Below are 26,151 nucleotides of genomic sequence, written 5' to 3'. Positions count from 1 at the left end.
CTCAGCCGTTGCTCGGCGGCAGCTGCGGCATCGACGAGATCGCGGCCGCGTACTGGTCCACCTGGCGTTTGTTGGGCACCACACCGAAGCCGCGGAGCCCTTCCTGGATGGCCTGCTTGACCTGGTCCTCGGCCATGCCGCGATGAGTCTCCATCACCCGGTTGACGACATAGTCGACGCGAAGCTGAATCTGCATGCCGACGCCGGAGACACCACTGCCGCCCGACGTGGCGAGGCTGCTGACTGAGGCGAGACGTTCCATGCCAGGGATATCGGCTGAGAAACCCGCCACATGATGCTTTTCACCGCGCCGTCTCGTCGTCCGGCTCCGGTTCCGGCGGCGGGTTCAAGCGCAGCCACAACAGCATCAGCAGCCCCAGGGCCAGCATCCCCAGGCCCATCCACAGGTTGATCCGGATGCCCTCGGCCTTGTCGAGCTCGGACGGGCTGTCGAAGAGACCGATGCCGGTGACGATCAGGCCGTACACGACGAACAGGCCGCCGATGACCCCGCGTACATCGAAGATTCTCATGGTTGTCCCCTCACCACACCGGGATGTAAAGCAGGACGGCCAGCACCACCGCGATCACACCCAGCAGCACCGGGTTGCGCCACCAGACGGCCGGTTCGGAGACCGCACCGCCCTCGCCGGCCATGCCGTAGACCAGGCCCCTCAGTTCGTCCTCCGGCTTGCGCGGGGTGAACTGGGTGACGATCACCGCGACCACCACCGCCGTCACGAACGCCAGCCCCGCACCCCAGAAGCTCTCCTCCAGGTCCGAGTTGAACGGGATCACCTCGGTCAGGTGGCCGATGTACAGCGTCAGCGAGGCCAGGAAGCCGAGCAGCAGCGACCAGAAGCCGGCCCACGGCGTCATCCGCTTCCAGAACATGCCCACGATGAACGTCGCGAACAGCGGTGCGTTGAACAGCGAGAACAGCGCCTGGATGTAGTTCATGATGTTGTCGAAGCCGGCCGCGATGAACGCCGTACCGATGCCGACCAGAATGCCGGCGACCGTCGCGATCCGGCCCACCCGGATGTAGTACTCGTCGCTGCGGTCCTTCCGGACGTACGCCTGCCAGATGTCATAGGTGAAGACCGTGTTGAAACCGCTCACGTTCGCCGCCATGCCGGCCATGAACGACGCCACCAGACCGGTCACCGCCACACCCAGCACACCGTTCGGCAGCAGATCGCGCATCAGCAGCGGGATCGCGTTGTTGTAGACCAGGTCGCCCTCCTCGGCACCCAGGCCCTGCACGGTCACCAGCGCGATCAGCCCCGGGATCACGGTCACCACCGGGATCAGCAACTTCGGGAAGGCACCGATGATCGGGGTACGCCGTGCCGCACTCATGTCCTTGGCACTGAGCGCCCGCTGCACCTCCGCGAAGTTCGTCGTCCAGTACCCGAACGACAGCACGAACCCGAGACCGAAGACGATCCCGATCCAGTTCGCACCCAGCGGGTTCCCGGTGCCGGCGGTGTCCTGGAAGGTGTGCAGGGCGGCGTCGCCCAGCTGCGTCGCCCGCACCTTCTCGAACAGGCCGTCGACGCCGCCGACCTTCACCAGCCCGATGATCGTGATCGGCAGCAGACCGGCCAGGATCACGAAGAACTGCAGCACCTCGTTGTAGATCGCCGACGACAGTCCGCCGAGGGTGATGTACGCGAGCACGATCGCCGCGCCGATCACGATCGACAGCCAGAGCGGCCAGCCGAGCAGCGCCTGCAGGATCAGCGCCAGGGCGTACAGGTTGACGCCGGCGATCAGCACCTGCGCCACCGCGAAACTGACCGCGTTGAACAGGTGGGTCGGCCGGTTGAACCGCAGCCGCAGGAACTCGGGGACGCTGCGGACCTTCGACCCGTAGTAGAACGGCATCATCACGATGCCGAGGAACACCATGGCCGGGACCGCGCCGATCCAGTAGTAGTGGAGTGTCATCAGGCCGTACTCGGCGCCGTTGGCCGCCATGCCGATGATCTCCAGGGCGCCCAGGTTGGCCGAGATGAAGGCCAGACCGGTCACCCAGGCCGGCATCGACCGGCCGGAGAGGAAGAAGTCGGCGCTGGTGCGGATCGCACGCCGGGCGGCGAATCCGACCCCCAGCACCGTGACGAAATAGATCGCCAGAATCAGATAGTCGACCAACCCGACATCAAGTCTCAACCCGGACACGGGCCACCCCCTTCGAGGACGGCCCGCTGACTACCCGAATCGAAGATCTTTCACACGAGAATGTCCGGCATGTTTCAGACCAGCGCGGCGACCGCTTCCGGGGTGACCTCGGTGATGGCCTTGACCACCAGTTTCGCCTGGGCCAACGCGTCCGGAGCCGCCGGGTAGACGCCGTGCGGGACGGCGATCACGGTCAGGCCGGCCGCGCCCGCCGACCGCAGGCCGTTGCTCGAGTCCTCGATCGCCACGCAGTCGGCCGGGGTCAGGCCCAGCTTGGCGACCGCGGCCAGGTAGACGTCCGGCGCCGGCTTGCCGCGCGGCACCTCCTCGGTGGAGAGAGTCACCTCGAACTCGCCGGTCAGCCCGGCGGTCGCCAGCACCTGGTCGATCAGGATCCGCGCCGACGAGCTGGCCAGCGCCAGGCGGTAGTGCCCGCCGAGGGCCCGGACCACGTCGGCCGCGCCGGGGATGAGCGGCAGGGCGGCCCGGTAACGCTCGGCCATCCGGCCCAGCACGTCGGCGGCGACCTGCTCCGCGGTGCGCGGCACGCCCACCTCGTCGGCCAGGTGCGCCGACCACTCGCCGGTGCTCATGCCCATCATCCGGTCCTGGCTGTCCGGCAGGAATTCACGGCCGTGCTCGGCGACGTAGTCGCGACGGACCTCCTCCCAGACCTCCTCGGTGTCGATGATGACGCCGTCCAGGTCGAAAACCACCGCCGCGATACTCACCCGGTCACCCTACCCTCAACACCCCATCGTGTACGCACGGTGACGCGTCCCCGTGCCCGGCGGGCGGTTTGGACCGGCCAGTCGATGATCATCAGCCGTTAGGTCGGGGTGCGGTCCGGTTGCAGGCCGGTAGCGTCGTGGGAGTACCGCAGCCGCAGCAGGGTCGTGGTAAGCACCGCAACCGAAGCCGGGGAGCCACCGCACATGCCAGTCCCGCCGAGTCGCCCCGGACACCGCCCGGCGTCACCCACCGTGAGCGTGGTCATCCCGACGCAGAGTCCTGAGCGGCTGCCGCTGCTTCTCGCCGCGCTGCCCCCGGTGCACGAGCTGATCATCGTGGTGGGCACCGCCGAGGACACCGCGCTCGCGCTCCCCCGGGCCGCCCGGGTGATCCGCCAGACCCGCTCCGGCTCCGGCAACGCCGTCGCCTGCGGGGTCGCCACGGCCACCGGCGACATCATCGTGACCCTGCCCGGCGACGGCTCCTGCGACCCGGCCGAGGTGCCGGCGTTCGTCGCGGCGCTGCGCGGCGGGGCGGACATGGCGTACGGGTCGCGCCGCCGGATCACCCGGCCCACCGACCTGATCCTGCTCTGGTTCATGGGCGTGCTGCTCGGCTGCCGGCCGGCCGACCCCGGTTTCGGATACCGCGCCTTCTGGCGCGACACCACCGACCGGCTGGGGCTGCCCCCGGTCGCCGGGACCGAACCGCTGACCGGTGACGGCGGTGAGGTGGAGCCGCTGATCGCGGTCAGGGCCGCCCGGGCCGGGCTGAAGGTCGCCGACGTCGAGGTCACCGTCTATCCGCACACCGACCGGTCCGGGATGCCCGCCCTGGGCCCGGCGCTGCGCGCGCTGATCGCCGAACGGCGGCCGGCCGCAACCCGGACGGCCACCGGCGAGAGCATCGTCGTGATGACCGGCACCGGGCGGGTCAATCCGCCGTACCCGGACCGCTATCCGCCGAACAGTGTCCGGCAGTGGCCGGCACCGAACCCGCGGCGCGGCGGCACGAGCGGTGACCGGCCGAACAGCGGCCTGCTGCCGGGCGATGCCGGGTTTGTGGACCGCCGGCGCGGCGACCGCCGGGCCACCGACCGCCGGCGTGGCGCGGCCCGCCTGGCCGGGCCGGCGCCGGTGACACCGGGCCGGCAGGACGGCACGGCCGGGATCACCCCGCCGGGACGTGGTGACGGCGACAACCTGATGCGGCGCCGGTGGCGGGACAACCGGCCGGACGCCGAGGCGGTCGTCCGGGAAGCCGGCGCGGGCCGCCGCCGGGTGCAGGGCCGCCCCAACCTCCGCGTGATCAACGGCGAGGGCGCCGGCGGCTCGGGCCGCGGCGACCTCCGCTCTGTCTGACCCCGCAGTGTGTTGACTTCGGGCGCGCAGCGCGCCCCAAATCAACACACCCCAAGCAGCGTGTTGACTTCGGGCGCCATGAGCGCCCCAAATCAACACGCGGGGGTCAGCGGTTGCGCAGCCGCGGCAGGATCTCCTGCGAGTAGAGCCGCAGGAAACGCTCCTGGTCGGGACCCGGCGCGTGGAACACCAGGTGCTTGAAGCCCATGTCGAGGTACTCGGTGACCTTCGCCGCGTGCTCCTCCGGGTCGGACGACACGATCCACCGGGTCGCGGTCCGCTCCACCGACAGCGCGTCGGCCAGCCGCTGCATCTCGATCGGGTCCTCGACGCCGGTCTTCTCCTCCGGCGACAGGGCCAGCGCACCCCAGTAGTGGGTGTCGTTGCGAGCCCGGTCGATGTCGTCGTCGAACGACACCTTGACCTCGATCATCAGGTCCAGGTCGTCGCTCTTGCGGCCGGCCTTCTCCGCGCCCTCGTTCACCGCCGGGAGCAGGGTGTCGGTGTACAGACCGTGGCCCTTGCCGCTGGTGGTGATGAATCCGTCGGCGATCCGCCCGGCCAGCCGGGTCGCCGCCGGGCCGGACGCGCCGATGTAGATCGGGACGGGCGTCGACGGCTTGTCGTAGATGGTGGCGTTCTCGGTGGAGTAGAACTGCCCCTCGTGGGTCACCCGGTCCTCGGTCCAGAGCTGCTGGATCAGGAGGACGGCCTCCTTGAGGCGGGCGAACCGCTCCTTGCCGTCCGGCCACTGCGTGCCGAGCAGCACCTCGTTGAGCGACTCGCCGGAGCCGACGCCGAGGACGACGCGTCCCGGCGCGAGGCAGCCGAGGGTGGCGAAGGCCTGCGCGACGACGGCCGGGTGGTACCGGAACGTCGGCGTGAGCACGCTCGTGCCGATCAGGACCCTTTCGGTACGCGCCGCGAGCGCCCCCAGCCACGGCAGTGCGGCCGGGGCGTGCCCGCCGTCGTGCCGCCACGGCTGGAGGTGGTCGCTGGTGAAGACCGAGTCGAAGCCGAGCTCCTCCGCGAGGATGCCGTACTTGAGCAGTTCCGCCGGCGCGAACTGCTCCGCCGAAGCTTTGTACCCGAACCGAATCATGAATCTCAGCCTAGCCCGCGGATCGGTACGCCTTGCCCGCCTCGGTCGGCGTCTTCCCGTCTTTGTAGAGCCCGAAATCCACGCTGTCGTCGACGGCCGGCAGCCCGAACCAGGCATACCGGGACACGTAGGAGCGCTTCTCCATTCCGGCGGTGGCGCCCTTGATGAAGGTCACCTTCTGCGCGTCGCTCGGGTACCTGGGCGATCCCCCGAAGTTCATCAGGCCGAACTCGGTGATCCAGATCGGTTTGCCGTACCGCTCGTGGACGGCGTCGACGTAGCCGAGGAACTGGTTCACCGCGGCTTTGCTGAAGTCGGAGCCGTACCAGTGCAGGGCGATCGCGTCCACCTGGAGGCCGCGGGCCGCGGCGCCGGTCATGAACCGGTCGAGCCACCCGTTCTCGGTGTCCCCGCCGTAGGCGACGGCCGGGCTGACCAGCCTCATCCCGGTCGCCTCCAGTTTCGGCCAGGCGTCGAGCGCGGCCTCCACGGTCATGTTCGACTGCTCGGCCAGGTCCGGTTCGTTGAAGCCGAGCAGCCACCCGTCGCCCTCGGACTTCGCCTGTTTCAGGGTGGCGTCGGTGACGTTCGCCGCACCCCAGATCATCGGCACGAAGTCGACGCCGGACGGTCCGGGCACCTCGTCGTCGCTGGGCGCCCAGTCGTAGTACCAGGACGCGCCGACGTCCTTGAGCGCGCCCTTCGCGCCGCTGAACTTCCAGACGCCGACGCCCTTCTTGGCCGAGGCGGTCACCACGGCCGCCTTCGAGGTCACCGACGGCGAGGCCGCGGGCGACGACGAGGCCGGGGCCGGGGCGGACGGCGAGGCGCTGCGGGACACCGCCGGGGAGGGCGCGATCGAGGCGGGCGGGGCCGAGGGTGCGGCGACGACGGCCGCGGTCTCGATCGGCTCCGCCGGCCGGGTGTACGCGTAGAAGGCCCCACCGCCTCCCGCCACCACTCCCACCGTCAGCAGCCCGGCGAGCGCCTTCTGTGCGGCGGCCGCGCCCACCTTCGCCGCGAGGCCCGGGGCGGCTGTCGTGGCGGTGGTGGACGGTGCTCCGGTCGTACCCCCGAGGATGTTGAATTTCAGGAGGGTCCCGAGAGCCGGCACCGGGACGACCAGCGGAAGGCCCGCCAGGAGGTGTTCGGCGGCGACCAGGTTGTCCCAGGCCGGCGCGCAGACCCGGCAGTCGCGGGTGTGCCGTGCCACACGCTTGCGCCAGAGCGCGCCGGGGCGGCCGTCCCAGGGGGTGACCAGCACGTCGAGTTCGGGGCAGCGCGGCGCCCGGTTGAGGGCCCGGACCACCACCCGGGCGGTCTCCAGCTGGGCCTTCATCCGTTGGACGCGGACCGCGGCGTGCTGCCGGGTGACCCCGGTGGCCTCGACGATCTCGTCGCGGGTCAGCTCGCCGGAGGCCTCCAGCCACCACAGCGAGAGCAGTTCGCGGTATTCCTCGTCGAGCCACCGGGTCGCCTCGGCGGTCTCCCGGCGCTGGCCGGCGAGTTCGAGCCGGGTGATCGCCAGGTCGGTGAAGTCGGCGCCCGGGTCGCGCAGGTCCGCGTCGATCGGGGCGTCCGGCTGCCGGCGGCGGAACCGTTCGCGCACCTGGCGCACGGTGATGGCCACCAGCCAGGAACGGAACGACTCGGGTTCACGCAGGTCACCGAGGTTGCTCAGGACCCGGATCATGGTCTCCTGGACGACGTCGTCGACGTCGGCGTGACCCTCCAGCGCGCGTCCCACGATGGTGTACACCAGCGGCAGGTAACCCGCCACGAGCCGGTCGATCGCGGCCGCGTCCCCGGCCCGCGCCGCGATCACCGTCGCGGTATCCGGTTGTGGTGCCATAGTCCCGCCTTTCCTGGGCATGCAGTGCTTCTCCAGGAAGGGAGACGTGCATGGTGACCATGGATAACACGTTTCGGCGTGCTGTCCCAGGGGCGACGATTAGCGTGAGCGCGGATCGGGCACAGACATCACATGCGCATGTCGGTACGACTGAACCTGCCCCGCGAGGTGGACAGCGTCCCCGCGGTGCGCAGGCTGTTGCGTTGCGCGCTGACGACCCTGCGGGTCGATCGGCAGGCCGGCGCCGATCTGGAGATCGCCCTCACCGAGGCGTGCGCCAACGTGGTGAAGCACGCGGCGGGGGTGGAGAACTTCGAGGTCCGCCTCGAGGTCGCCGATGACCGTTGCTCGATCGACGTGGTCGATGAGGGCACGGGCTTCGATCTGGGACCGGACGCGGGTGTCTCACCTGCTCCGAGCAGCGAACGGGGACGCGGGTTGTTCCTGATCAGGGCACTGGCCGAGAACGTGCGCATGCACTCCAGCCCGCGCACCGGGAGTCTCATCCACTTCGAGAAGTCCTTCGCCTGAGCGTTTCCGCGCCGGAACAGCCCAGGGTGGGCTGTTCCGGCGCGAAACGTTTGCCGTATAACAAATACCTGCTGTCGGGAGAGGAGTGTGGAGTGTCCGACCAACCGGTACCCCTGGGTTCCCTACTACGTGCTGCGCCTCCGGACCGGCTCCCCGAGGTGGTGGCGGAGCATCTGCGACGCCACTACTCGGCAGACCGGATCGAGGTCTTCATCCCCGATCTGACCCACTCCGCGATGTGCCCGCTGCTCAGCGAGGACAAGACCACAGCCGACCCGTCGGCGCTGCGCTGCTTCGGCAGTCAGCGCACCGGCGCCGAGAGCACGCTCTCCGGAACGTACCGGCTGTATCTGCCGCTGAGCTGCTGGGGTGAACGGATCGGCGTGCTGCGCCTGGACCTGCCCCGCCGTCCCGAGCCGGAGGTCGCCGACCAGCTGGCCACCGGTGCCGACGAGCTGGCGGTGGCCATGCGCGCCGCGGCCCCGGCCACCGACCGCTACCACCGGGCGAGCCGCCGGGAGCGGCTCACGATGGCCGCCGAGCTCCAGTGGGACCTGCTCCCCGGCCGGTCCCTCGGCGACGAACGCTTCCTGCTCGCCGGGCAGCTCGAGCCGGCGTACGACGTCCGCGGCGACCACTTCGACTGGGCGCTCGACGGTGACCGGCTCACCATCACCGTCCTCAACGGCGACGGTGACGGTCTCGAGGCGTCCATGCTGACCGCCACCGCGGTGAACGCCATGCGCAACGCCCGCCGCTGCGGCGCCGACATCGTCGAGCAGGCCGAACTGGCCTCCGACGCGGTGCACTCCCGCTACAGCGGCACGGTGCACGCCGCCACCCTGCTCCTGGAGATCGATCTGGTCAGCGGGGACGTGGCGGCGGTCGACGCCGGCTCACCGCACTGCCTGATCGCCCGGGGCGGTGACGTCCGGCAGGTCGAGCTGGAGCAGCAGTTACCGCTCGGCATGTTCGGCGAGGCCCGTTACGAGATCCAGCGCTTCCGGCTGGATCCCGGCGACCGGATGCTCGTGGTGAGTGACGGGGTACACGCCGCCACCCCCGGAGGCCGATCACCTTACGGTGAATCTGCCCTGCTCAGTGCACTTCGACGGACACGGTTGCAGCCGGCCACAGAAGCGGTGGGTACGGTGATGCGAGGCCTTCGCGACTACCACGCCGGAGCCGACGCGCTCGACGATGCCGTCACGGTCTGCTTGGACTGGCGGCGCTGACCCGTTTCGGACCGGTTGAAAAACCGCCGGACCGGGTAGGGGTAGAGGCTCATGAGTCCGTGACTCTACAAACGGGGTGTCGGCATGGAGCGCGTCACCGAGGTCGCCGCCGCGATCGAGTCGTCGGCGGAGTCGTTCGCGGCTGTCCTCGAACAGGCCAGGCTGGCACAGAGTCCGTCTGTACCGCCGGCCCAGTTGCGCGTGCTCATGATCATCTCAGGTAACCGGCACACCAACATGAGCCGGCTGGCCGAGGCCCTCGACGTGGTGCCGTCCTCCGCCAGCCGACTCTGCGACCGGCTGGAGGCGACCGGGCTGCTGCGCCGGGTCGCCGACCCCCGCGACCGGCGCGAGGTCCGGCTGCTGCTCACCCCGGCCGCCCAGCGGCTGCTCAACGACCTGCGGGACCGTCGCCGGGCGGCGCTCGCCGACGTGCTCGACCGGATGCCGCCGGGCGCCCGCCAGGACCTGCTCCGCGCCCTGCAGGCGTTCGAGGCCGCCGCCGCGCAGGACCACGACACCGCGAGCGGCGATCTCCGGACCGCCTAGGTGATCGACAGGAGCGGTGCTGAGGGGCGATAGGCTGCGTCCCGTGCGCATCGGCATCGTGATCCTTCCGGACCAGCGCTGGGCCGTCGCCCGGCGACGCTGGCAGCTCGCCGAGGAGTTCGGCTTCGACCACGCGTGGACCTACGACCACCTCGGCTGGCGTGACCTGGCGGACGGCCCGTGGTTCGACGCGGTGCCGACCCTCACCGCGGCCGCGATGGTGACCGAGCGGATCCGCCTGGGCACCTACGTCGCCTCACCTAACTTCCGGCATCCGGTGCACTTCGCCCGGGAGGCCCTCGCCCTCGACGACATCTCCGGCGGCCGGCTGCTGCTCGGCCTCGGCGCCGGCGGCATCGGCTTCGACTCCGCCGTGCTCGGACGGCCGGAACTCACGCCGCGCGAGCGCGTCGACCGGTTCACCGAGTTCCTGGAGCTGTTCGGCACGATCCTCAGCACGCCGTCGACCACCTGGTCCGGCGAGTGGTATTCGGCGGTCGAGGCCCGCAGCATCCCCGGCCCGGTGCAGCAGCCGCGCCCACCGTTCGTGATCGCCGCCAACGGTCCCCGGGCGCTGCGGCTGGCCGCCCGCAACGGTGACGGCTGGGTCACCACCGGCCCGCAGGCGGACACCGCCGACCAGTGGTGGCGGGAGGTGACCACCATCCGGGACCGATTCGAGACGGCATTGGCGGACACCGACCGTGCACCGGACACAGTGGATCGTTATCTTAATCTGGATTCGTCGCCGGTCTACTCGCTGAGCAGCGTCAACGCCTTCGAAGACGCTATCGGCCGCGCGGCGGAACTCGGCTTCACCGACGTCATCACCCACTGGCCGCGCCAGTCCAGTTGGTACGCGGGCGACGAGAGCGTGCTGGAGTCGGTCGCCGCCGAACTGCCCCGCCTGCGCCGGGGCTGAGCTTTCCCGACCCGTTTCCCGCGCCATTTCGCCCGGCCCGGCGCGAGCCGTTTCGGGCCGGTCGAAGGGGATTCCGCGCGCCGGTTCCGTTCACGCACCGTCATCGGACTCCGGCGCCGGAGGGCAACCAGCCGCCGGGCACGGCAGCCCGCGACCGGCACGATTCAGCGGTTGTGGGCCGCCCGGTACGCGCTGCTGACCTCCTGCGGAATGCGGCCACGCTCGGAGATTTTGTGCCCGTTGCGAATCGCCCACTCCCGGATCAGCCGGTTCTCGTCACGGGAACCGGCGGTGCGCACCGGAGTGGCCCCCCGCGACGGGATGCGCCCCGTGGTCGTCCGGCCCAGGCGGGTGCCCGCGTTGATGTACGGGTCCAGCGCCTTACGCAACTTTCCGGCATTCGCCTCGGAAAGGTCGATCGTGTAGCTGACACCGTCGAGACTGAACTCGACCGTCCGATCCGCCTTCTTGCCGTCCAGATCGTCGATCAGGGTGGTGATTACCTGGCGCGCCATAAGGACTCCCGAGAGAAATTAATCAACCGCGCCCAGTCTTGCGCGCGACCGGCGGGCCGCGCAACTCCCCACCGCGATCCGGCAATTCTTTCCATCCGCCGCCCGGTCCCTTATCAGAATGGGGCCGGCGCAATAGCGCCGAATCCGCAAAGCCCGGTTGGCCACGGGCCGCGGTGGGCGTTAGGGTCGGCGCCATGCAGGACGAGCAGCTCGCCTGGCGGGAGCAGCAGAAGCGTGCCGCGGCCGGCCGCGCCGCCGCGCTGGAGGCGGACCGTGCCGCCGAGGCGCGCCAGGCCGGTGCGCTGCTCGACGACTTCGTCCGCCGTGCCGCCGAGGCCGGGCTGCCCCCGCACCCGCTCAGCGCCCGCAGCCTGGACGGACGGTCGACATACCGGACGACGGCCCGCGGGTGGTATCTGAAACACGACCGCTCGGTGGCCGTCGGCGAGGACGGCGAATACTACATCCTCACCGTCCCGGCCTCGTTGCGCGCCCGGTTCACCGGAGCCGAACTCAGTCCCAGCAAACCCCGGATGATCGTGGGCGCGGGCGGCGGCGACGGGGATCCGATGCCCCTCGGGCGATTGCTCGACCGGCGGCTGGAGGCGGGAGCCCACTGGCCGTGACCTCAGCCCTCCGGCCCTTCGCGGCCCTCACCGCCGGACTCCTCGCGGTCCCGGTGGCCGCCGTCCCCGCCGCAGCCGCAACCGGCCGCGTTCCCGTCTCCGCCGCATCGACAGCAGCCACATCCGGCCGCGTTCCCGTCTCCGCCGCGGCAGCCGCCCCGGTCGCGTGCCCGAAACCCAGGGTGGCCGCGCCCAGCCGGCCGCCCGCGCCCACCCCGCCGGCCGACGTCGCCGCCGACATGGCCGTCGGGGGTGAGGCTCTCGCCACCCGCGGGCTCACCGTCCCGGCGGGCGTCCCCGCCCCGCCCGCGGTCACCGCGACCACCTGGCTGGTCGCCGACCTGGACACCGGCGAGGTGCTCGGCGGCTGCGGACCGCACGTCCATCAGACCCCGGCCAGCGTGCAGAAGATGTTGCTGGCCGCCACCGCCATGGACCAGCTCGACCCGGCCGAGAAGGTCACCGCCACCGACGGCGACCTGGACATCGAGGTGAACAGTTCGGCGGTCGGCCTGGTCGTCGGCGGCACCTATCCGGTCTCGACCCTCTGGCTGGGGCTGCTCCTCAACTCCGGCAACGACGCGGCGAACGCGCTGGCCCGCACGGCCGGTGGGGGCGGCACCGACGGTGTGGCCAAGACCGTCGGCGCGATGAACGCGCTGGCCGCCTCGCTGGGCGCGCGCCAGACGCACGCGGTCACCCCGTCCGGGCTGGACGGCAAGGGGCAGTTCACCAGTGCGTACGATATGGCGCTCATCGCCCGGGTGTGTTTCGCCAGCGCCGACTTCCGCAAGTACGCGCTGACGAAGACCGCGACGATGCCGGCGCAGCGGAAGCAGAAGGCCGGCGGCTTCCAGTTCCAGAACGAGAACAAGCTGATCTTCAACTATCCGGGTGCGCTGGGCGGCAAGACCGGTTTCACCACGCTGGCCCGGCACAGTTACGTCGGCGGGGCGGAACGCGACGGCCGCCGTCTCGTGGTCACCCTGCTCGGCGCCGAGGCCAGGCCGAAGCGCGGCTGGCAGCAGGGTGCCGCCCTGCTCGACTGGGGGTTCTCCCTGCCGGAGGGTTCCTCGGTCGGCAACCTGGTCACCCCGGAGGAGGTAGCGGCGCAGCAGCGGGCCGAGCAGCAGGCGGAGGCCGCGCCGACCGAGGGCACCCGGGTGGAGCAGTCGCCGCAGGCCGCCCGGCCGGCCTCGGGGAGCCCGGTGTCGGTGGCGGCCGCGGCGTCGATCGCGATCAGCCTGGCCGCGATCCCGCTCCTGCTCCTGGTCCTCCAGCGACGCCGGCGCCGGGCCCACCGCGACGCGACCGCCGCCGCCGACCAGTAGTAGTAGTCAGCCGAGGACCAGGCCGAAGATCCAGACGACCGCGATCCCCAGCGCCGCCGCCAGCTCCACCAGCAGGGAGAGTCCGACCGCGGCCAGCGCCGACCGCGTCGACGGCCAGGCCCGGTCCGCGCCGAGCCGGTTCAGCTCGACCAGCCACACACCCAGCACGAACCCGATCACCAGCCCGGCCACCGGGATCACGAAGAAGCCGACCAGGCCGAGCACCCCGCCGAGCAGCAGCGCCGACGTCGGCACTCCCGAGTTCTGCAGCTTCTTTCCCGGCCAGAGGAACTTGAGGACCATCCCTCCGCCGCCGATCAGCGAGGCCACGATCGCCACCGTCCAGGCGACGCCGGTGGACGCCCCGCCCAGCAGCGCCCACAACAGGACGCCGCCCCAGGTCAGCAGCAATCCCGGCAACACCGGAAGAATCACCCCGATCACGCCGGTGAGGATCAGGATTCCAGAGATGATCGTGATGGCGGTACCGGTGTCGCTCAATTCCATGCGGGACACCCTGCCGCAACCGTCCAGAACCCTCAACCAGCCCCGCCGAGCGCCGATGGCTAACCAACGGCCGCTTCCGCGGACGAATGCAACCGGTACGCAACTGCGTGTGCCCGGCTCAGCACCTTTTGTATTGGACAGTTCTCCCTGTCAGCCAAGGCCCCACGGCCGCGGGCGCCGACATGAACCGGGGGAACAGACATGACCAGCGCCGTGACGACTGCCGACTTCGTCGCCGATCTCGCGCCCGCCGCGACCGTGCTCTCCGTCCGGGAGCAGGAGGAGCTGATCCGCACCCACATGCCGCTCGTCGGGCACCTGGTGCGGGACATGCTCAGCCGCATCCCCAACCACATCCATCGGGACGATCTCACCAGTGCCGGGCTGCACGCCCTGGTCACCGCGACGCGCGGCTGGGACCCGGAGCGCGGTGTGCCGTTCCACCGTTTCGCGAGCACCCGGATCCGGGGCGCGCTCCTCGACGAGCTGCGGGCGCTGGACTGGGCGACCCGGTCGGTGCGGTCGAAGGCGCGCAGCACCGACGCGACGAAGCAGAACCTGACCACCACTCTCGGCCGGACGCCCACGCCGGAGGAGCTGGCCCAGGCGCTCGGCACCACCACCACCGAGCTGAACCAGACGAACAACGACGTGCAGCGGGCGACCGTGCTCTCGCTGCAGGGTTTCACCACCAGCAGCGCCGACGACCTGGTCACCGAGCAGGCGCCGGGCCCGGAGGAGATGCTGCTGCGCCGGGAGCAGATCGGTTATCTGCACCACGCGATCGGTTCGCTGCCGGAGCGCCTGCAGACGGTGGTCACCGAATATTTCCTGCGGGAGCGCCCGATGGCCGACATCGCCTCCGACCTGGGGGTCACCGAGAGCCGGGTGAGCCAGTTGCGCGCCGAGGCGTTGTCACTGCTCAAGGACGGCCTGAACACGCACCTCAACCCGGATCTGGCGCCCGCGCCGGACAACCCGGGAAGCATCACCGCCCGGCGCCGCGCGTCGTATTACGCACAGATCGCCAACAACACCACCATGCACAGCCGGCTGGCGATGACCAACGCGCACGGCCACACCGCGATCGGCCGGGGCCTGCGCCAGCCGCCGAACGGTGGCGGGCACTGATTCGTCCCGCACAGGAGAGACCCGGCGGTGCTTCCGCCGGGTCTCTCCTGTTTCGCCCTTCACGGGGTACGCGGTGAAGCGGTCACGCCAGCGCGGACAACACCTTCGGCAGATCCGTCGTGTGCAGAACGCCCAGTCGACGGGTCGCCCGGGTGATCGCCACGTAGAGGTCGGACAGGCCCCGCGGGCTCTCCTCGATGATCTCGTCCGGGGCGATCACGAGGACCGAGTCGAACTCCAGCCCCTTCGCCTGCCGGACGGTCATCAGGACCACGTGGTTGAGCAGGTCGGGCTGCTCCCCGACGGCCGCGCCGGGTACCGCCGCGATCAGGGCGGCACCCAGGGACTCCTCGAGCCGGTCCGGCACGAGCACCCCGAGACGGCCCTCCTCGATCAGCGCGGACTCCTTACGTACCTCCGCAATCAACTCCTCGGCGAGAGCGCCGGGCCCCACCCGGCGTGCCCACGGCGTCACGCCGGCCGACCGCACCGAATGCGGGGGCCGCAGGGCCGGGTCGACCGCGGCGAGCACGTCCGCGGCGACCGCCATCACCTCGGCCGGGGTGCGGTAGTTGACGCTCAGCTCGACCAGGCGCCAGCGCTGCGCCACGTAGGGTTCGAAGACCTGCTCCCAGGTGGTGGTGCCGGCCAGTTCGGAGGTCTGCGCGACGTCGCCGACCGCGGTCATCGACCGGCTCGGGCAGCGGCGCATCAGCAGCCGCCAGGCCATCGGCGACAGCTCCTGGGCCTCGTCCACGATGATGTGCCCGAACACCCAGGTCCGGTCGGCGGACGCCCGTTCGGCGGCGGTCCGGGTGTCGATGACCTCGTGCCGTTCGACGAAGGCGTCCGCGTCGACCACGTCCAGGGCGGAGAGCACCTCGTCGCGGTCGGTGCCCTCGTCCTCGAAGTCGAGCGACCGGGAACCCTCGACGATCTCGAGAACGCCCTCGACGTAGTCGAGGGCGGCGGCCCGCTGCCGCTTCTGCTCGCGCAGCTTGAGGGTGTCGTCCACACCGAGCAGCTCGGCCAGTTCGTCGAGCAGCGGTACGTCGGCCGGGGTCCAGCCGTCCGAGGGGTCGCGCAGCAGCAGCGCCCGTTCCTCGGCGGTGCACCCGGCCGAGTCCAGCCGGTCGTCGTCGGTGAGCAGGTCCCGCAGCACCTGTCGTGGGGTGAGCACCGGCCAGAACTCGAAGAGCGCCTGCTGCACGTCGACGTCCTCGCGCAGTTCCCGGCGGGTCTCGGCGAGATCGGCCTCGGAGAGCAGGTTGTCGCCGCCGAGCGGGTCGGCGCCGATCCGGTCGGCGATCAGCTGCGACAGCGCGTGGATCGACTCGGTCACGAAGATCTGCCGGGCCACGTTGTGCTGCTTGCCGGAGCGCCGGGCCGCGGACCGGGCCTCCTCGAGCACGGCCCGTTCGATGCGCAGCGGGTAGCCGTCGTGGTCGACCTCGACGAACTCGTCCGGAACGGTCTGCCGGTCGGCGACCGCGTTCTCCAGCACGTCGAGCATGTGCAGGGTGCCCTTGAGCGCGGCGGCGGCCGGGCGCTCGACGGCCCGGGCGCGGACCCCGGGGAACATGTCGCCGAGGGTGGCCAGCAGCACGCCGGTCTCCGCGAGCGACGGCAGCACCTGCGAGATGTAGCGCAGGAAGGTGGTGTTCGGCCCGAGGATCAGCACGCCGGACCGGGTCAGCTGTTCCCGGTACGTGTACAGCAGGTAAGCCGCCCGGTGCAGGGCCACCGCGGTCTTGCCGGTGCCCGGGCCGCCCTGGACGACGAGCACGCCCGGCAGTCCGGATCGGATCACCTCGTCCTGTTCCGCCTGGATGGTCTCGACGATGTCGCGCATCCGGCCGGTCCGGTTCGCGGTCAGCGCGGAGAGCAACGCCGCCTCGCCGGTCACGTCCTCCCGGCCGGTCCCGTCGCCGGCCGAGATGTCGAGCACCTCGTCGTCGATGTCGGTCAGGGTGCGTCCCCGGGACCGCAGGTGCCGGCGCCGGGTGACGCCGTCCGGGCTGACCGCGGTGGCCAGGTAGAACGGCCGGGCGGCGGGTGCGCGCCAGTCCACCAGCAGCGGTTCCTGCGCGCGGTCCTCGGCGAAGAGCCCGAGCCGGCCGATGTAGCGCGGATGATCCGCGGCGAAGTCCAGGCGGCCGAAGCAGAGGCCGTTCTCCACCGAGTTGAACTGCGCGAGCTGCTCGGTGTAGTGGCCCCGGGTGGCTTCCCGCTGGGCCCGTCCCTGCGGGGTGCCGCCGCCTTCGAGCAGGATCGCGCGCAGCCGATTGTCCGCCTGCTCACGCAACTGATCGAGCCGCGTGTAGAGCGTGGTCAAGTACGCCTGCTCGGAATCGATCTCGGCGTTCCAGCTTGACAAAGTCGCCCCTTTTCGTGCTATCATTCCGGCGCTGGCAACCATTCTTATGGTTGCCTTTTTCGTATCTGCCATGGATTCGGCAAACGACCAGAATAGCGGAGCCGCCGCGAGTTACGGCCGACACCGCGAGTGTCCGAAATCCGTCTCGACACGCCCGGGCCGTTACGCGGAGAGCCCACCCGGGATTAACCGGGACATGGACGACAACAACCACCCCATCCGGCGCTTCTCGATCGTTGCCCTCGCCATGATCGCCACCCTCGGCGTGACCTCCGCGTGCTCCGGCGACGAGGACGAGCCCGCGGCCGCCGCAGCCGCCGGCCCGGCGCCGAAGACCATCGAGGGCGCCAAGGACGCGGCCCAGACCGTTTTCGACCGGTTCAGTGGCGGGGACTTCGCCGGAGCGTGGGAGATGTACACCGCTGCCGGCAAGCAGTCGATCAGCAAGGACGACTACGTCAAGCTCAACCAGGCCTGCTCCCGCAAGGGCCTGGCGATCACGCTGACCAGTGCCCGGATGGAGGGCACCGACAAGGCGGTGGTGATCGCGAAGCAACTGGTCGCGGCCCAGTCGTACACCATGGTCTACGAGGCGGACTCCTGGCGGCTGGAGCCGGCCAAGGAGGGTCTGGCGCTGTACAAACTGGGCGCCGACAAGGCCATCGCGGCCCAGAAGAAGGCCGGGACCTGCGCGAACGCCTGAACTCCGACGGGCGTCCCCGGGCCCGCCGCGAACCGCGGCGGGCCCCCGGATCCGGGCCGAGTCTCAGGCCGCCGCCGGCAGACCGTCCGCGCTGGTCAGGGCGAGACGGGTACGCAGATCGCCACGATTGGCGATCTTCTCGTAGTAGGCGGCACGGCGGCGGGCGACACAGCCCTCCTTCGGCGGGTTCTGCGCGGCCATCGCCGGATCGAGGTGCGTGTTCAGACCGTCCCGCAGCAGCACCAGCGCCTCGGCACGCAACTGGGAGACCCGCGACTCGCTGACACCCAGCCGGGAAGCGATGTCGGCCATCGGGCGCTCCTGGAAGAAGTAGCCCTCGACCACCTCCCGCAGACGCTCCGGCAGCGCCTCCACCGCGTGCCGCAGGTACCCGAGACGTTCCCGGCGCAGCAGCATCTCCTCGGGGCCCGCACCCGGCTCGGTCACCATGTCGTCGGCGGTCGCGGTGGCGAAACCCTGCAGGCTGAACACCGTGGCCCGCTGCACGTCGTCGGCGGCCTGCTCCAGGTCCTCGACGCTGCACCCGAGGCGCTCGGCGACCTCCTGCGTCGTCGGGGTACGCCCCAGCTCGGCCATCAGTTCCTCACGCGCCGAGTCGGAACGGCGGGCCCGCTGGCGGACCGAACGGCTGGCCCAGTCCAGCCCGCGGAGCTCGTCGAGGAGGGCGCCGCGAACCCGGGCCGCCGCGAACCGGGGGAACGGGACACCCCGCTCCGGGTCGAAACCACGAGCGGCGGCGACCAGAGCCGCGTACCCTGCGGAGAGCAGGTCGTCGCGGTTCACGTGTGCCGGGACACGGGCCAGCATCTCCCGGACCAGGTGTCCGACGAGAGGCATGTTCGCCCGGACGATGTCCTCGCGACGCCGCTCCACTGCCGGTGTCTCAACGGTCATCAGGGGCCTCCTCAGGTCCTGCCGGGGGCGGGGACGTCCCGGCACTGAGGAGAAAGATGAGCCGCGCTGAGTGCGGACCGGTTCGCCCTCGGGTGCGAACCGGTTGCGGAGCGTGGCCGGTACAATGATCGGTAGCGGTTAACCGCTTCTCTCTTACGGGCGGCCGCCCTCGGGTCGACCACCACGCGTCGCGACCAGTGAGGTCAGCGCCGGGCAGACCGACCCTCGACCACTGGAGTTCCCACCTTCATGACGACCTTCACCGAGCTCGGCGTGCCCGCCGTCCTCACCACGGCACTCACCGGGCTCGGGATCACGGCCCCGTTCCCGATCCAGACGGCCACCCTGCCCGACTCGCTGGCCGGGCGTGACGTCCTCGGACGTGGCCGCACCGGATCCGGCAAGACGTACGCGTTCGTGCTGCCCCTGGTGGCCCGCCTGGCCGCCTCGAAGGCGCCGCGCCGTACCGGCCGCCCCCGCGCGCTGATCCTCGCGCCGACCCGGGAACTGGCCACCCAGATCGAGGCCACCCTGCGCCCGCTCGCCGACGCGGCGAAACTGTCCACCCTCGTGGTGTTCGGCGGCGTCGGGCCCAACCCGCAGATCAAGGCGCTCAAGGACGGCGTCGACGTGCTGGTCGCCTGCCCGGGCCGGCTCGACGACCACATCCGCAACGGTCACGCCTCGCTGGACGCCGTCGAGATCACCGTGCTCGACGAGGCCGACCACATGGCCGACCTGGGCTTCCTCCCGGTGGTGAAGCGTCTGATGGCGCAGACCCCGGCGACCGGTCAGCGCCTGCTCTTCTCGGCCACCCTGGACAACGGCGTCGACGTGCTGGTCCGCCAGTTCATGCGCAAGCCGGTCACCCACCACGTCGACGCGGCCGCCCAGGCGCCCGTCGAGATGGACCACCACGTGCTGCACGTCCGGCACGACGACCGGTTCGGCGTGCTCGTCGACCTGCTCGCCGCGCCCGGCCGTTCGGTCGTCTTCACCCGCACCAAGCGCCGCGCCAAGGTGCTGACCCGCCAGCTCATCGCGTCCGGCATCCCGGCCGTCGAGCTGCACGGCAACCTCGCGCAGAACGCCCGCAACCGCAACCTGTCGGCGTTCTCCGACGGCAGCGCGGGCACACTGGTGGCGACCGACATCGCGGCCCGTGGCATCCACGTCGACGACGTCGCGCTGGTCATCCACGCCGACCCGCCGGTCGAGCACAAGGCCTACCTGCACCGGTCCGGCCGGACCGCCCGGGCCGGCAACCGCGGCACGGTGATCACGCTGATGACCGACGACCAGCAGTCCGACGTCCGTGACCTGGCCCGCAAGGCGGGCATCCGGCCGGTCACCACGAAGGCCCGGCCGGGCGACACGCTGCTCGCCGAGCTGGCGCCGGGCGAGCGGACCTTCGTCTCCCCTGCCGAGGCCGCCGCCGCGTCCGCCCCGGCCCCCACCTCGTCGGCCTCCGGCTCCCGGTCGGCGGACGGTGGCACGGCGCAGGGTGAGGGCACCGGCGGACCGTCGCGGGGTTCGCGCCGCCGCCGGGGACGTGGCCGCTCGACCGGTGCCGGCACCGCGGCCGCGACGTCGTCCGGTTCCCCGGACAAGGGCACCGGTGGCCGCGGTCAGGCCACGTCCGGCGGCCGCGGCAGCCAGGCGTCCGCCGGAGGCCGTGCCACGCAGGCCACCGCCGGTGGTCGCGGCGGTCAGCGCGGGTCCGGCCAGGCCGGCCAGGCACGTTCCACCACCCGTTCGGGTACGCCGCAGCAGCGTTCCACCGCCTCCGGTGGCGCGGCCGCGTTCTCCACCCGCTCCACCGGCCGCCGTTCCGGCCGCTGACTCCCGCGTGGTGATTTGAGGCGCTCTCCACGCCTGAAATCACCACACCCCGTCAGCCGTGTTGAGTTGGGGCGCGCAGCGCACCCCAACTCAACACACCCCGTTCGCCGTGGCGACTTCAGGCGCGCAGCGCACCCCAAATCAACACACCCCGTTCGCTGTGGTGACTTCGGGCGCGCAGCGCACCCCAAATCAACACACCCCGTTCGCTGTGGTGAGTTGGGGCGCGCAGCGCGCCCTAACTCAACACACTCCGTTTGGTGTGGTGAGTTCGGGCGTGTGGTGTCAGGCTTCGGGGACTACCACCGAGAGCTCCTTGCCCAGCGAGTACCCGGGGCACAGCTCCAGCTCGTCGCCGCTCCAGAAACGCCCCGGGTCGTACCAGTTGGCCTTACGACCGCGGGGCAGCAGGCCCATGTCCTCATAGGTCACCGCCACCACCTCGGCGCAGTAGGCCTTCTCCAGGGTCGCCTCGCTGACCCGCCGCTCCTGCCACGGCAGCCGGATCTGCGGCACCCGGCCACGGGCCCAGCGCGCCGCCAGCTGCGACGTGGACGGGAACGGCGTGCCGTCCAGGCGGGCCACCGTCTTGAGGGCCTTGTCCTCGATGGCCCGGGTCACACCCGGTTCCAGCTGGCGCAGGTAACCGCGCTGGCCGTACCGGCGGGCCCACACGGTGACTGCGTCCCTCAGGTCGTGCAGTTGTACGCCGCGCTGGAAGCCGCCGGACCACATGTCGGGCAGCGACCTGCCGAGTTCGGCGTGCCACATCAGTGGTGGCATGTCCTCGATCACCAGGGACATGCCGACGTGGTTCACGGGACTGTTGGTGAGAGTCTGGATCGCCCGGTCCGGACCGGATCGTCCTCGGAAGATCCAGATGTCACCGGTACGAGTCAGGTCAATGGCCTCGTCGAGGCTTAGTTCGGCAACCACGTGTCTATCCTCAACAAATGCGTTGGTGGAAGGTAGTGGGACTGGCAGGACTGGCGGGCGTCGCGGCCACCGGGGCGATCATCGCCCGGCAGGAGCGACAGCGCCGGGCGTACACCCCGGACGAGATCCGGAGCCGATTGCACGAGCGGGTGGCCGAGGCCGCGAAACCGGACGGGCCGGCTCCGCGACCGGAGTGAACGATGCGGCTGGAATGACGATGCGGCTGGATCGACATACGGCTGGAATGACATACGGCTGGATCGACATGCGGCTGGATCGACATGCGGCTGGAGTGACATGCGGCTGGAGTGACGATCACACCATGTCGGTGTCTCTGAGTACGGACCAGAGACCGGCGCCGTCCGGGGCGGAAAACCACGTCTTGCCGCCCGACGGGACCACCTCGGCGTTCTCCGAGGGTCCCGGGATGGCGCCGGCCAGCACCGCCTGAGTGGGCGAGAGCCGCCGGATCGCCACGGCCGCGACGTTGTCCGGGTGTTCCCGGGCGAACTCGGAGTAGATCTCCTGGTCGTGCTGGCCGTCGTCGCCGACCAGCAGCCACCGGATGTCCGGGAACTCCTGGGCGAGCCGGCGCAGCGTCTTGCGCTTGTGCTCCTGGCCGCTGCGGAACCACCGGTCCGGGGTGGGTCCCCAGTCGGTGAGCAGGATCGGGCCGGCCGGATAGAGGTGCCGGCTCAGGAAACGGGTCAGCGCGGGCGCGACGTTCCAGGCACCGGTGGAGAGGTAGACCACCGGGGCGCCGGGGTGCGCGTTGACCAGCCGCTCGTAGAGCACGGCCATCCCGGGGACCGCCATCCGCGCGTGTTCGTCGAGCACGAACGTGTTCCACGCGGCGAGCATCGGGCGCGGCAGCGCGGTCACCATCACCGTGTCGTCGATGTCGGAGATCACACCGAAGGTGGCCTTCGGGTCGATCACCCGGATCGGGGCGTCGACCGGTGTACTCGTCTCGATGCTCAGCCGGGCACTGCCCCAGCCCGGGTCGAGGTCGCCCTTGACCCGGCAGTCGAGGTAGCCGCTGCGGTCGGTGTGCGCCTCGGTGATCGTGCCGCCGAGCTCGATGCGGACCAGCGCGCCGGCCGCCGGGGTGGTGGTGAAACTGCGCCAGCCGCGTACCTTCTCCCGGCGTCTGCCGACCATGCCGGGGCGGGCCAGCAACACCCGGCCCATCACCCGGGCCCAGCCCGGTGCGCCGTACCCGGTGTAGGCCGTGATGTAGGGCTTCCAGCCCCGTCCGCGCAGCCGACGTTCGATGACGTCGTGGACCGCGTCCTCGATCAGGGCGGCCCGGTGCATCCGGGCCGCAGGCGAGCTCGCACCCGCGGGAGTTACCGTCACCATCGCCTCCTTACCCAGTTCCAGCCGCCCGTCCCGCCCGGCCACGTTACCGGGCGGGGACCAGGGACCCGCATCGAAGTGGGGGTGGCTGGACCACGTCACCGTCCGTCTTCCACACAGGTACGGACACGGGATGCCACGGCGCCGTCCGGGACTCCAGGGTGGACATCAGGCGGCCGCCGGAAGCTCGGTGGCGGCCCACTGCTCGGACCACCACTGCTGGTCGATCGGTTCGGCGGCCGGGCCGCGCATCCGGGCCGACGAGGCCTCCGCCCGCAGGCTGCGCACCTCGTCGGCGGCGGCCTCGGCGGCCCGCCACGCGATCCGCTCGGCCTCGACGGCCCGGCGGTACGCGGTCAGCCGGTGATCGCGGGCCGCGTTGCGCAGCAACGGTTCCTGCTGCACCGGGTGCAGGCGGGGGTTCCAGCCGCGGTGCGCGTACACGTCGTTGAGCTGGGCGATCGACAGGTCCTGGGAGCGGCACAGTTCGCCGGCCGCCCGGTGCAGGTAACGCTGCCGGTCGACGTTCTCGCCGGGCTTGCGACGACGGCTGATCAGCGGGTACGCGGTCGCGGCCGACGTCCGCCGGGCGGCCCGGTCCGCCTCCTCGTACGCGGTCCAGGCCCTGTCGACCGTCTCCTGGGCGGCGAGCCACTCGGCCCGTCGCCGGACGGCCGTGGCGGCGGCCCGGGTCGCGGCGTTCTCGATCTCGTCCGCGTACGGGTTCTCCTCGACGGGATGCGCGCCGTGAAATCGGGGCAGCGCCGAGGTGACCACCGCGACCGCGAGGAGCAGCAGGATCGCCACCCAGATGAAGGCGGCCTGCGGCATCGCGGTCAGGAAGTTGTCAAATGCGGAATCCATGAACACCCCTGGGAAGTGGACGACGGCCGGCATCGACGGGCGTCCCGGCGGTGTCCCGCCGGGGCGTCAGGCGGCCGGCGGTCCGCGTGATCCGCGGGTGTCCGGGGTCTCGCCGCCGGGCCGGGTGTCCGGACCGGTGATGATCGCCGCCGGAGCCGGAACGGTCTCCGGGGCCGGCGGTTCCGCAACGGCGGCCGTCGCGACGGACGGCTCCGTGCCGGCGGCCGTCGTGACCGGGCCGGCCGTCGCGACGGACAGCTCGGGGACGGCGGACAACTCCGGGGCGACGGTGGGTGCGCTCGGTGCCCGCAGAGTCACCACCAGGGCGAGCATCGCCAGGACGGTGAGGAAGCGCAGCAGGCGTCGAGCGTCCCACGGACGCCAGAGGAGCCTGCTGACAGCGATCACGGAATCACGCTACTAGTGGAAACGGCAACGCGCAGGGCTCGCGGTGGTGACGCCCACCCTGGGGTGCCCTTGTGCGGTCACCCGTCCGGGGGACGATAGGACCATGGACCTACAGGTGGTGGAGCAGGTGGCCCGGTTGGACGCCTGGATCCGCGAGGGCGGCGTCGTGGTGCTGAGCGGGGCGGGTCTCTCCACCGACTCGGGCATCCCGGATTACCGGGGGCCGTCCGGCTCGGCCCGCCGGAACACTCCGATGACGTACCAGAACTTCACCGGCGATCCGGTGGCCCGGCGGCGCTACTGGGCGCGCAGCCATCTCGGCTGGCGCACGATCGGCGAGGCCGCGCCCAACGACGGCCATCGGGCGGTGGCCCGGCTGCAGAACTCCGGCCTGCTCTCCGGAGTGATCACCCAGAACGTGGACGGCCTGCATCAGGCGGCCGGTGCCCGCGAGGTGGTGGAGTTGCACGGCAACATGGCCCGGATCGTCTGCCTGGCCTGTGGTGAGCTGACCGCCCGCGAGGAGATGGCCGAGCGGCTGACCCTGGCCAATCCGCGGTTCGCCGGGGTGGCCACCGCGGTCAACGCGGACGGCGACGTGGAGATGGACGAGGCCGAGCTGGACGGGTTCACCGTCGTCGACTGTCTGTCCTGCGACGGGATGCTCAAGCCGGACGTGGTCTATTTCGGCGAGACCGTGCCGGCCGACCGGGTGTCCCGGGCGTTCTCGCTGGTCGGGGCGGCCCGCACGCTGCTGGTTCTGGGTTCTTCGCTGACCGTGATGTCGGGTCGGCGGTTCGTGCTGCGGGCGGTGAAGGACGGCATCCGGGTGGCGATCGTGAACCGGGGCGTGACCCGCGGCGAGCCGTACGCGGACCTCTTCATCGATGCGCCGCTCGGCGTGGTCCTACCGAATCTGGCGGTTGATGCCGGTAACTACCGTTTTATTGGAAGGTAACTTAAACGGTTATCGTCTCGAAACCTTTTTTGATCTCCTGGCACATTGACGTGACGGCTCTCACTGATGTTGACTGCCGAAACCGGTACCGAAACCGGTTCCGAAACGCCGGCGCAACGGCCCAGTCACATCGCGGAGGAGCAGTGCCGATCACCATCGCCGATGTGGCAGCCGCGGCCAAGGTCAGCAAAACGACCGTGTCGCGGGTGCTCAACGGCAAGGGCGAGCTCGACCGGAGCACCGCCGACCGGGTCCGCGCGGTCATCGAGGAGCTCGGCTACGTGCCGAGCGCCCGGGCCGTCAACCTCGCCCGCGGCCGCACCCGGGTCGTCGGCATGCTGGTCCCCTCGCTCACCTGGCCCTGGATGGGCGAGGTGCTGCAGGGTGCGGCCGACGTGCTGGAGGCCGAGAACTACGGCATGCTGCTGTTCACCTGCAACCGCGGTGAGGAGTCGATGCGGCAGTTCGCCGCCCAGGTCGCCGCCAAGTCGTTCGACGGCCTGCTGGTCATCGAGCCCGAGGGCACCCTCGACTACATCGCCACCCTGCACTCGCGGGGCCTGCCGATGGTCCTGATCGACGACCGCGACCAGCAGTCCGGCCAGATCCCGAGCATCGGCACCACCAATCACCTCGGCGCCGCCGCGGCGGCGCGCCACCTGCTGGAGATCGGCCGCCGGCAGCCGCTGGTGGTCACCGGGCCGGCCCGGTTCGGGTGCACCCAGCAGCGCACGGCCGGCTTCGCCTCGGTCTATGCCGAGGCCGGGCTGCCGATCGACGACGAGCGCATCATGCTCGGCGACTTCAAGGTCGGCTGTGGCGCCGACTCCGTCCGGCAGGCCATCGACAGCGGGCTCGCGTTCGACGCGGTCTTCTGCCACAACGACCTCTCCGCCTTCGGGGCCGTCCAGGCGATCCAGGACAGCGGCCGGCGCGTGCCGGAGGACGTCGCGGTGGTCGGTTTCGACGACATACCGATGGCCGCGCACAGCCAGCCCCCTCTGACCACGGTCCACCAGCCCATGCGTGAGATGGGCGAGGCCGCGGCCCGCACCCTGCTCGCCCACTTCGAGGGCGCCGCGCTCCCCAACCGGCCGACGATCATCCCGGCCACCTTCACCGTCCGCGCCTCGACAGTCTCTTAACCAGCCTCGAACAGGCCGGCCCCACGACGGCCGGCCCTCTAGCCATACCCAGCGACCGGCGTC

The 26,151-nt window shown here is 70.9% G+C and carries 27 protein-coding genes; 13 read left to right on the top strand and 14 right to left on the bottom strand.

Going from position 1 to position 26,151, the window contains the following annotated elements; translation table 11 throughout:
* Position 1: 1 nt before the first annotated feature.
* From QSK32_RS31960 to QSK32_RS31945, 4 genes are all read right to left on the bottom strand, one after another.
* Positions 2-262, bottom strand: a complete 261-nt coding sequence (locus tag QSK32_RS31960; protein ID WP_045742057.1) for a hypothetical protein — start codon at positions 260-262, stop codon at positions 2-4.
* A 40-nt stretch (positions 263-302) separates the two neighbouring features.
* Entirely contained in the window at positions 303-533 is a 231-nt protein-coding gene (locus QSK32_RS31955; protein ID WP_045742056.1) for a hypothetical protein, read from the bottom strand.
* Positions 534-543: 10 nt separating this feature from the next.
* On the bottom strand, positions 544-2,187 hold the full coding sequence (locus QSK32_RS31950; RefSeq protein ID WP_045742055.1) for a sodium:solute symporter family protein: 1,644 nt from the start codon (positions 2,185-2,187) through the stop codon (positions 544-546).
* A 74-nt stretch (positions 2,188-2,261) separates the two neighbouring features.
* Entirely contained in the window at positions 2,262-2,918 is a 657-nt protein-coding gene (locus QSK32_RS31945) for an HAD family hydrolase (protein ID WP_045742054.1), read from the bottom strand.
* A gap of 252 nt (positions 2,919-3,170) precedes the next feature.
* On the opposite strand from QSK32_RS31945, the gene QSK32_RS31940 reads away from it, so the two are divergent.
* Positions 3,171-4,280: a glycosyltransferase gene (locus tag QSK32_RS31940; RefSeq protein WP_052720393.1), complete on the top strand. Its 1,110-nt coding sequence runs from the start codon at positions 3,171-3,173 to the stop codon at positions 4,278-4,280.
* A 106-nt stretch (positions 4,281-4,386) separates the two neighbouring features.
* Here the strand turns inward: QSK32_RS31940 and fgd are convergent, their stop codons facing one another.
* Both fgd and QSK32_RS31930 read right to left on the bottom strand, forming a co-directional pair.
* Positions 4,387-5,382, bottom strand: a complete 996-nt coding sequence (fgd, locus tag QSK32_RS31935) for a glucose-6-phosphate dehydrogenase (coenzyme-F420) (protein ID WP_045742053.1) — start codon at positions 5,380-5,382, stop codon at positions 4,387-4,389.
* Between the two features lie 10 nt (positions 5,383-5,392).
* Positions 5,393-7,234 carry a sigma-70 family RNA polymerase sigma factor gene (locus QSK32_RS31930; protein WP_285473961.1) on the bottom strand — a complete coding sequence of 614 codons (1,842 nt, stop codon included), beginning with the start codon at positions 7,232-7,234 and terminating at the stop codon, positions 5,393-5,395.
* A 138-nt stretch (positions 7,235-7,372) separates the two neighbouring features.
* Between QSK32_RS31930 and QSK32_RS31925 the strand changes: the two genes are divergently transcribed.
* The 4 genes from QSK32_RS31925 (at position 7,373) to QSK32_RS31910 (ending at position 10,471) form a co-directional block, all read left to right on the top strand.
* Positions 7,373-7,765 carry an ATP-binding protein gene (locus tag QSK32_RS31925; RefSeq protein ID WP_045742051.1) on the top strand — a complete coding sequence of 131 codons (393 nt, stop codon included), beginning with the start codon at positions 7,373-7,375 and terminating at the stop codon, positions 7,763-7,765.
* A 92-nt stretch (positions 7,766-7,857) separates the two neighbouring features.
* Complete coding sequence (locus QSK32_RS31920; RefSeq protein WP_083448963.1) at positions 7,858-9,000, top strand: PP2C family protein-serine/threonine phosphatase; 1,143 nt, start codon at positions 7,858-7,860, stop codon at positions 8,998-9,000.
* Positions 9,001-9,084: 84 nt separating this feature from the next.
* The gene (locus tag QSK32_RS31915; protein ID WP_045742050.1) at positions 9,085-9,549 is read left to right on the top strand and encodes a MarR family transcriptional regulator; all 465 of its coding nucleotides are present in this window, start codon (positions 9,085-9,087) and stop codon (positions 9,547-9,549) included.
* Positions 9,550-9,592: 43 nt separating this feature from the next.
* A complete protein-coding gene (locus QSK32_RS31910; protein ID WP_045742049.1) occupies positions 9,593-10,471 on the top strand; it encodes an LLM class flavin-dependent oxidoreductase in 879 nt (292 codons plus the stop codon).
* Positions 10,472-10,635: 164 nt separating this feature from the next.
* On the opposite strand, the gene QSK32_RS31905 is transcribed toward QSK32_RS31910, so the two are convergent.
* Complete coding sequence (locus QSK32_RS31905; RefSeq protein ID WP_045742048.1) at positions 10,636-10,986, bottom strand: histone-like nucleoid-structuring protein Lsr2; 351 nt, start codon at positions 10,984-10,986, stop codon at positions 10,636-10,638.
* Between the two features lie 194 nt (positions 10,987-11,180).
* Here QSK32_RS31905 and QSK32_RS31900 point away from each other — a divergent pair, with 194 nt between their 5' ends.
* Complete coding sequence (locus QSK32_RS31900) at positions 11,181-11,612, top strand: hypothetical protein (protein WP_045742047.1); 432 nt, start codon at positions 11,181-11,183, stop codon at positions 11,610-11,612.
* A complete protein-coding gene (locus QSK32_RS31895) occupies positions 11,609-12,943 on the top strand; it encodes a D-alanyl-D-alanine carboxypeptidase family protein (RefSeq protein WP_285473960.1) in 1,335 nt (444 codons plus the stop codon). Before QSK32_RS31900 ends, QSK32_RS31895 begins: the two co-directional genes overlap by 4 nt.
* A gap of 6 nt (positions 12,944-12,949) precedes the next feature.
* On the opposite strand, the gene QSK32_RS31890 is transcribed toward QSK32_RS31895, so the two are convergent.
* Positions 12,950-13,450: a DUF456 domain-containing protein gene (locus QSK32_RS31890; protein WP_045742046.1), complete on the bottom strand. Its 501-nt coding sequence runs from the start codon at positions 13,448-13,450 to the stop codon at positions 12,950-12,952.
* Positions 13,451-13,651: 201 nt separating this feature from the next.
* Here QSK32_RS31890 and QSK32_RS31885 point away from each other — a divergent pair, with 201 nt between their 5' ends.
* On the top strand, positions 13,652-14,581 hold the full coding sequence (locus tag QSK32_RS31885) for a sigma-70 family RNA polymerase sigma factor (RefSeq protein ID WP_045742045.1): 930 nt from the start codon (positions 13,652-13,654) through the stop codon (positions 14,579-14,581).
* A gap of 82 nt (positions 14,582-14,663) precedes the next feature.
* Here the strand turns inward: QSK32_RS31885 and QSK32_RS31880 are convergent, their stop codons facing one another.
* Positions 14,664-16,982 (bottom strand): HelD family protein, encoded by a 2,319-nt coding sequence (locus QSK32_RS31880; RefSeq protein ID WP_502872574.1) that lies wholly within the window; start codon positions 16,980-16,982, stop codon positions 14,664-14,666.
* 172 nt (positions 16,983-17,154) lie between these two features.
* Between QSK32_RS31880 and QSK32_RS31875 the strand changes: the two genes are divergently transcribed.
* Positions 17,155-17,661 carry a hypothetical protein gene (locus QSK32_RS31875; protein ID WP_285473958.1) on the top strand — a complete coding sequence of 169 codons (507 nt, stop codon included), beginning with the start codon at positions 17,155-17,157 and terminating at the stop codon, positions 17,659-17,661.
* A 63-nt stretch (positions 17,662-17,724) separates the two neighbouring features.
* Here QSK32_RS31875 and QSK32_RS31870 read toward each other — a convergent pair whose 3' ends face one another.
* Positions 17,725-18,576, bottom strand: a complete 852-nt coding sequence (locus QSK32_RS31870) for a sigma-70 family RNA polymerase sigma factor (RefSeq protein WP_045742042.1) — start codon at positions 18,574-18,576, stop codon at positions 17,725-17,727.
* Between the two features lie 249 nt (positions 18,577-18,825).
* On the opposite strand from QSK32_RS31870, the gene QSK32_RS31865 reads away from it, so the two are divergent.
* Entirely contained in the window at positions 18,826-20,418 is a 1,593-nt protein-coding gene (locus QSK32_RS31865) for a DEAD/DEAH box helicase (RefSeq protein WP_285473957.1), read from the top strand.
* A 285-nt stretch (positions 20,419-20,703) separates the two neighbouring features.
* On the opposite strand, the gene QSK32_RS31860 is transcribed toward QSK32_RS31865, so the two are convergent.
* The gene (locus tag QSK32_RS31860; protein ID WP_045742040.1) at positions 20,704-21,354 is read right to left on the bottom strand and encodes a hypothetical protein; all 651 of its coding nucleotides are present in this window, start codon (positions 21,352-21,354) and stop codon (positions 20,704-20,706) included.
* A 17-nt stretch (positions 21,355-21,371) separates the two neighbouring features.
* Here QSK32_RS31860 and QSK32_RS31855 point away from each other — a divergent pair, with 17 nt between their 5' ends.
* The gene (locus QSK32_RS31855) at positions 21,372-21,551 is read left to right on the top strand and encodes a hypothetical protein (RefSeq protein WP_045742039.1); all 180 of its coding nucleotides are present in this window, start codon (positions 21,372-21,374) and stop codon (positions 21,549-21,551) included.
* 118 nt (positions 21,552-21,669) lie between these two features.
* On the opposite strand, the gene QSK32_RS31850 is transcribed toward QSK32_RS31855, so the two are convergent.
* The 3 genes from QSK32_RS31850 to QSK32_RS31840 form a co-directional block, all read right to left on the bottom strand.
* Positions 21,670-22,716, bottom strand: coding sequence for an App1 family protein phosphatidate phosphatase (locus QSK32_RS31850; protein ID WP_052720407.1), 1,047 nt, complete (start codon positions 22,714-22,716; stop codon positions 21,670-21,672).
* A 165-nt stretch (positions 22,717-22,881) separates the two neighbouring features.
* Complete coding sequence (locus tag QSK32_RS31845; protein ID WP_285473956.1) at positions 22,882-23,577, bottom strand: hypothetical protein; 696 nt, start codon at positions 23,575-23,577, stop codon at positions 22,882-22,884.
* A gap of 66 nt (positions 23,578-23,643) precedes the next feature.
* A complete protein-coding gene (locus QSK32_RS31840; protein WP_285473955.1) occupies positions 23,644-23,985 on the bottom strand; it encodes a hypothetical protein in 342 nt (113 codons plus the stop codon).
* 103 nt (positions 23,986-24,088) lie between these two features.
* Here QSK32_RS31840 and QSK32_RS31835 point away from each other — a divergent pair, with 103 nt between their 5' ends.
* Both QSK32_RS31835 and QSK32_RS31830 read left to right on the top strand, forming a co-directional pair.
* Complete coding sequence (locus QSK32_RS31835) at positions 24,089-24,943, top strand: NAD-dependent protein deacetylase (protein WP_045742036.1); 855 nt, start codon at positions 24,089-24,091, stop codon at positions 24,941-24,943.
* Between the two features lie 143 nt (positions 24,944-25,086).
* Positions 25,087-26,088, top strand: a complete 1,002-nt coding sequence (locus tag QSK32_RS31830; RefSeq protein WP_045742035.1) for a LacI family DNA-binding transcriptional regulator — start codon at positions 25,087-25,089, stop codon at positions 26,086-26,088.
* Positions 26,089-26,151 lie beyond the last annotated feature (63 nt).

Source organism: Actinoplanes sp. NBRC 101535, from assembly GCF_030269225.1.
GTDB classification, from domain to species: Bacteria; Actinomycetota; Actinomycetes; order Mycobacteriales; family Micromonosporaceae; genus Actinoplanes; species Actinoplanes rectilineatus.
Note: the sequence above shows the minus strand (reverse complement) of the source record. Positions and strands in the feature narration are given on the sequence as shown.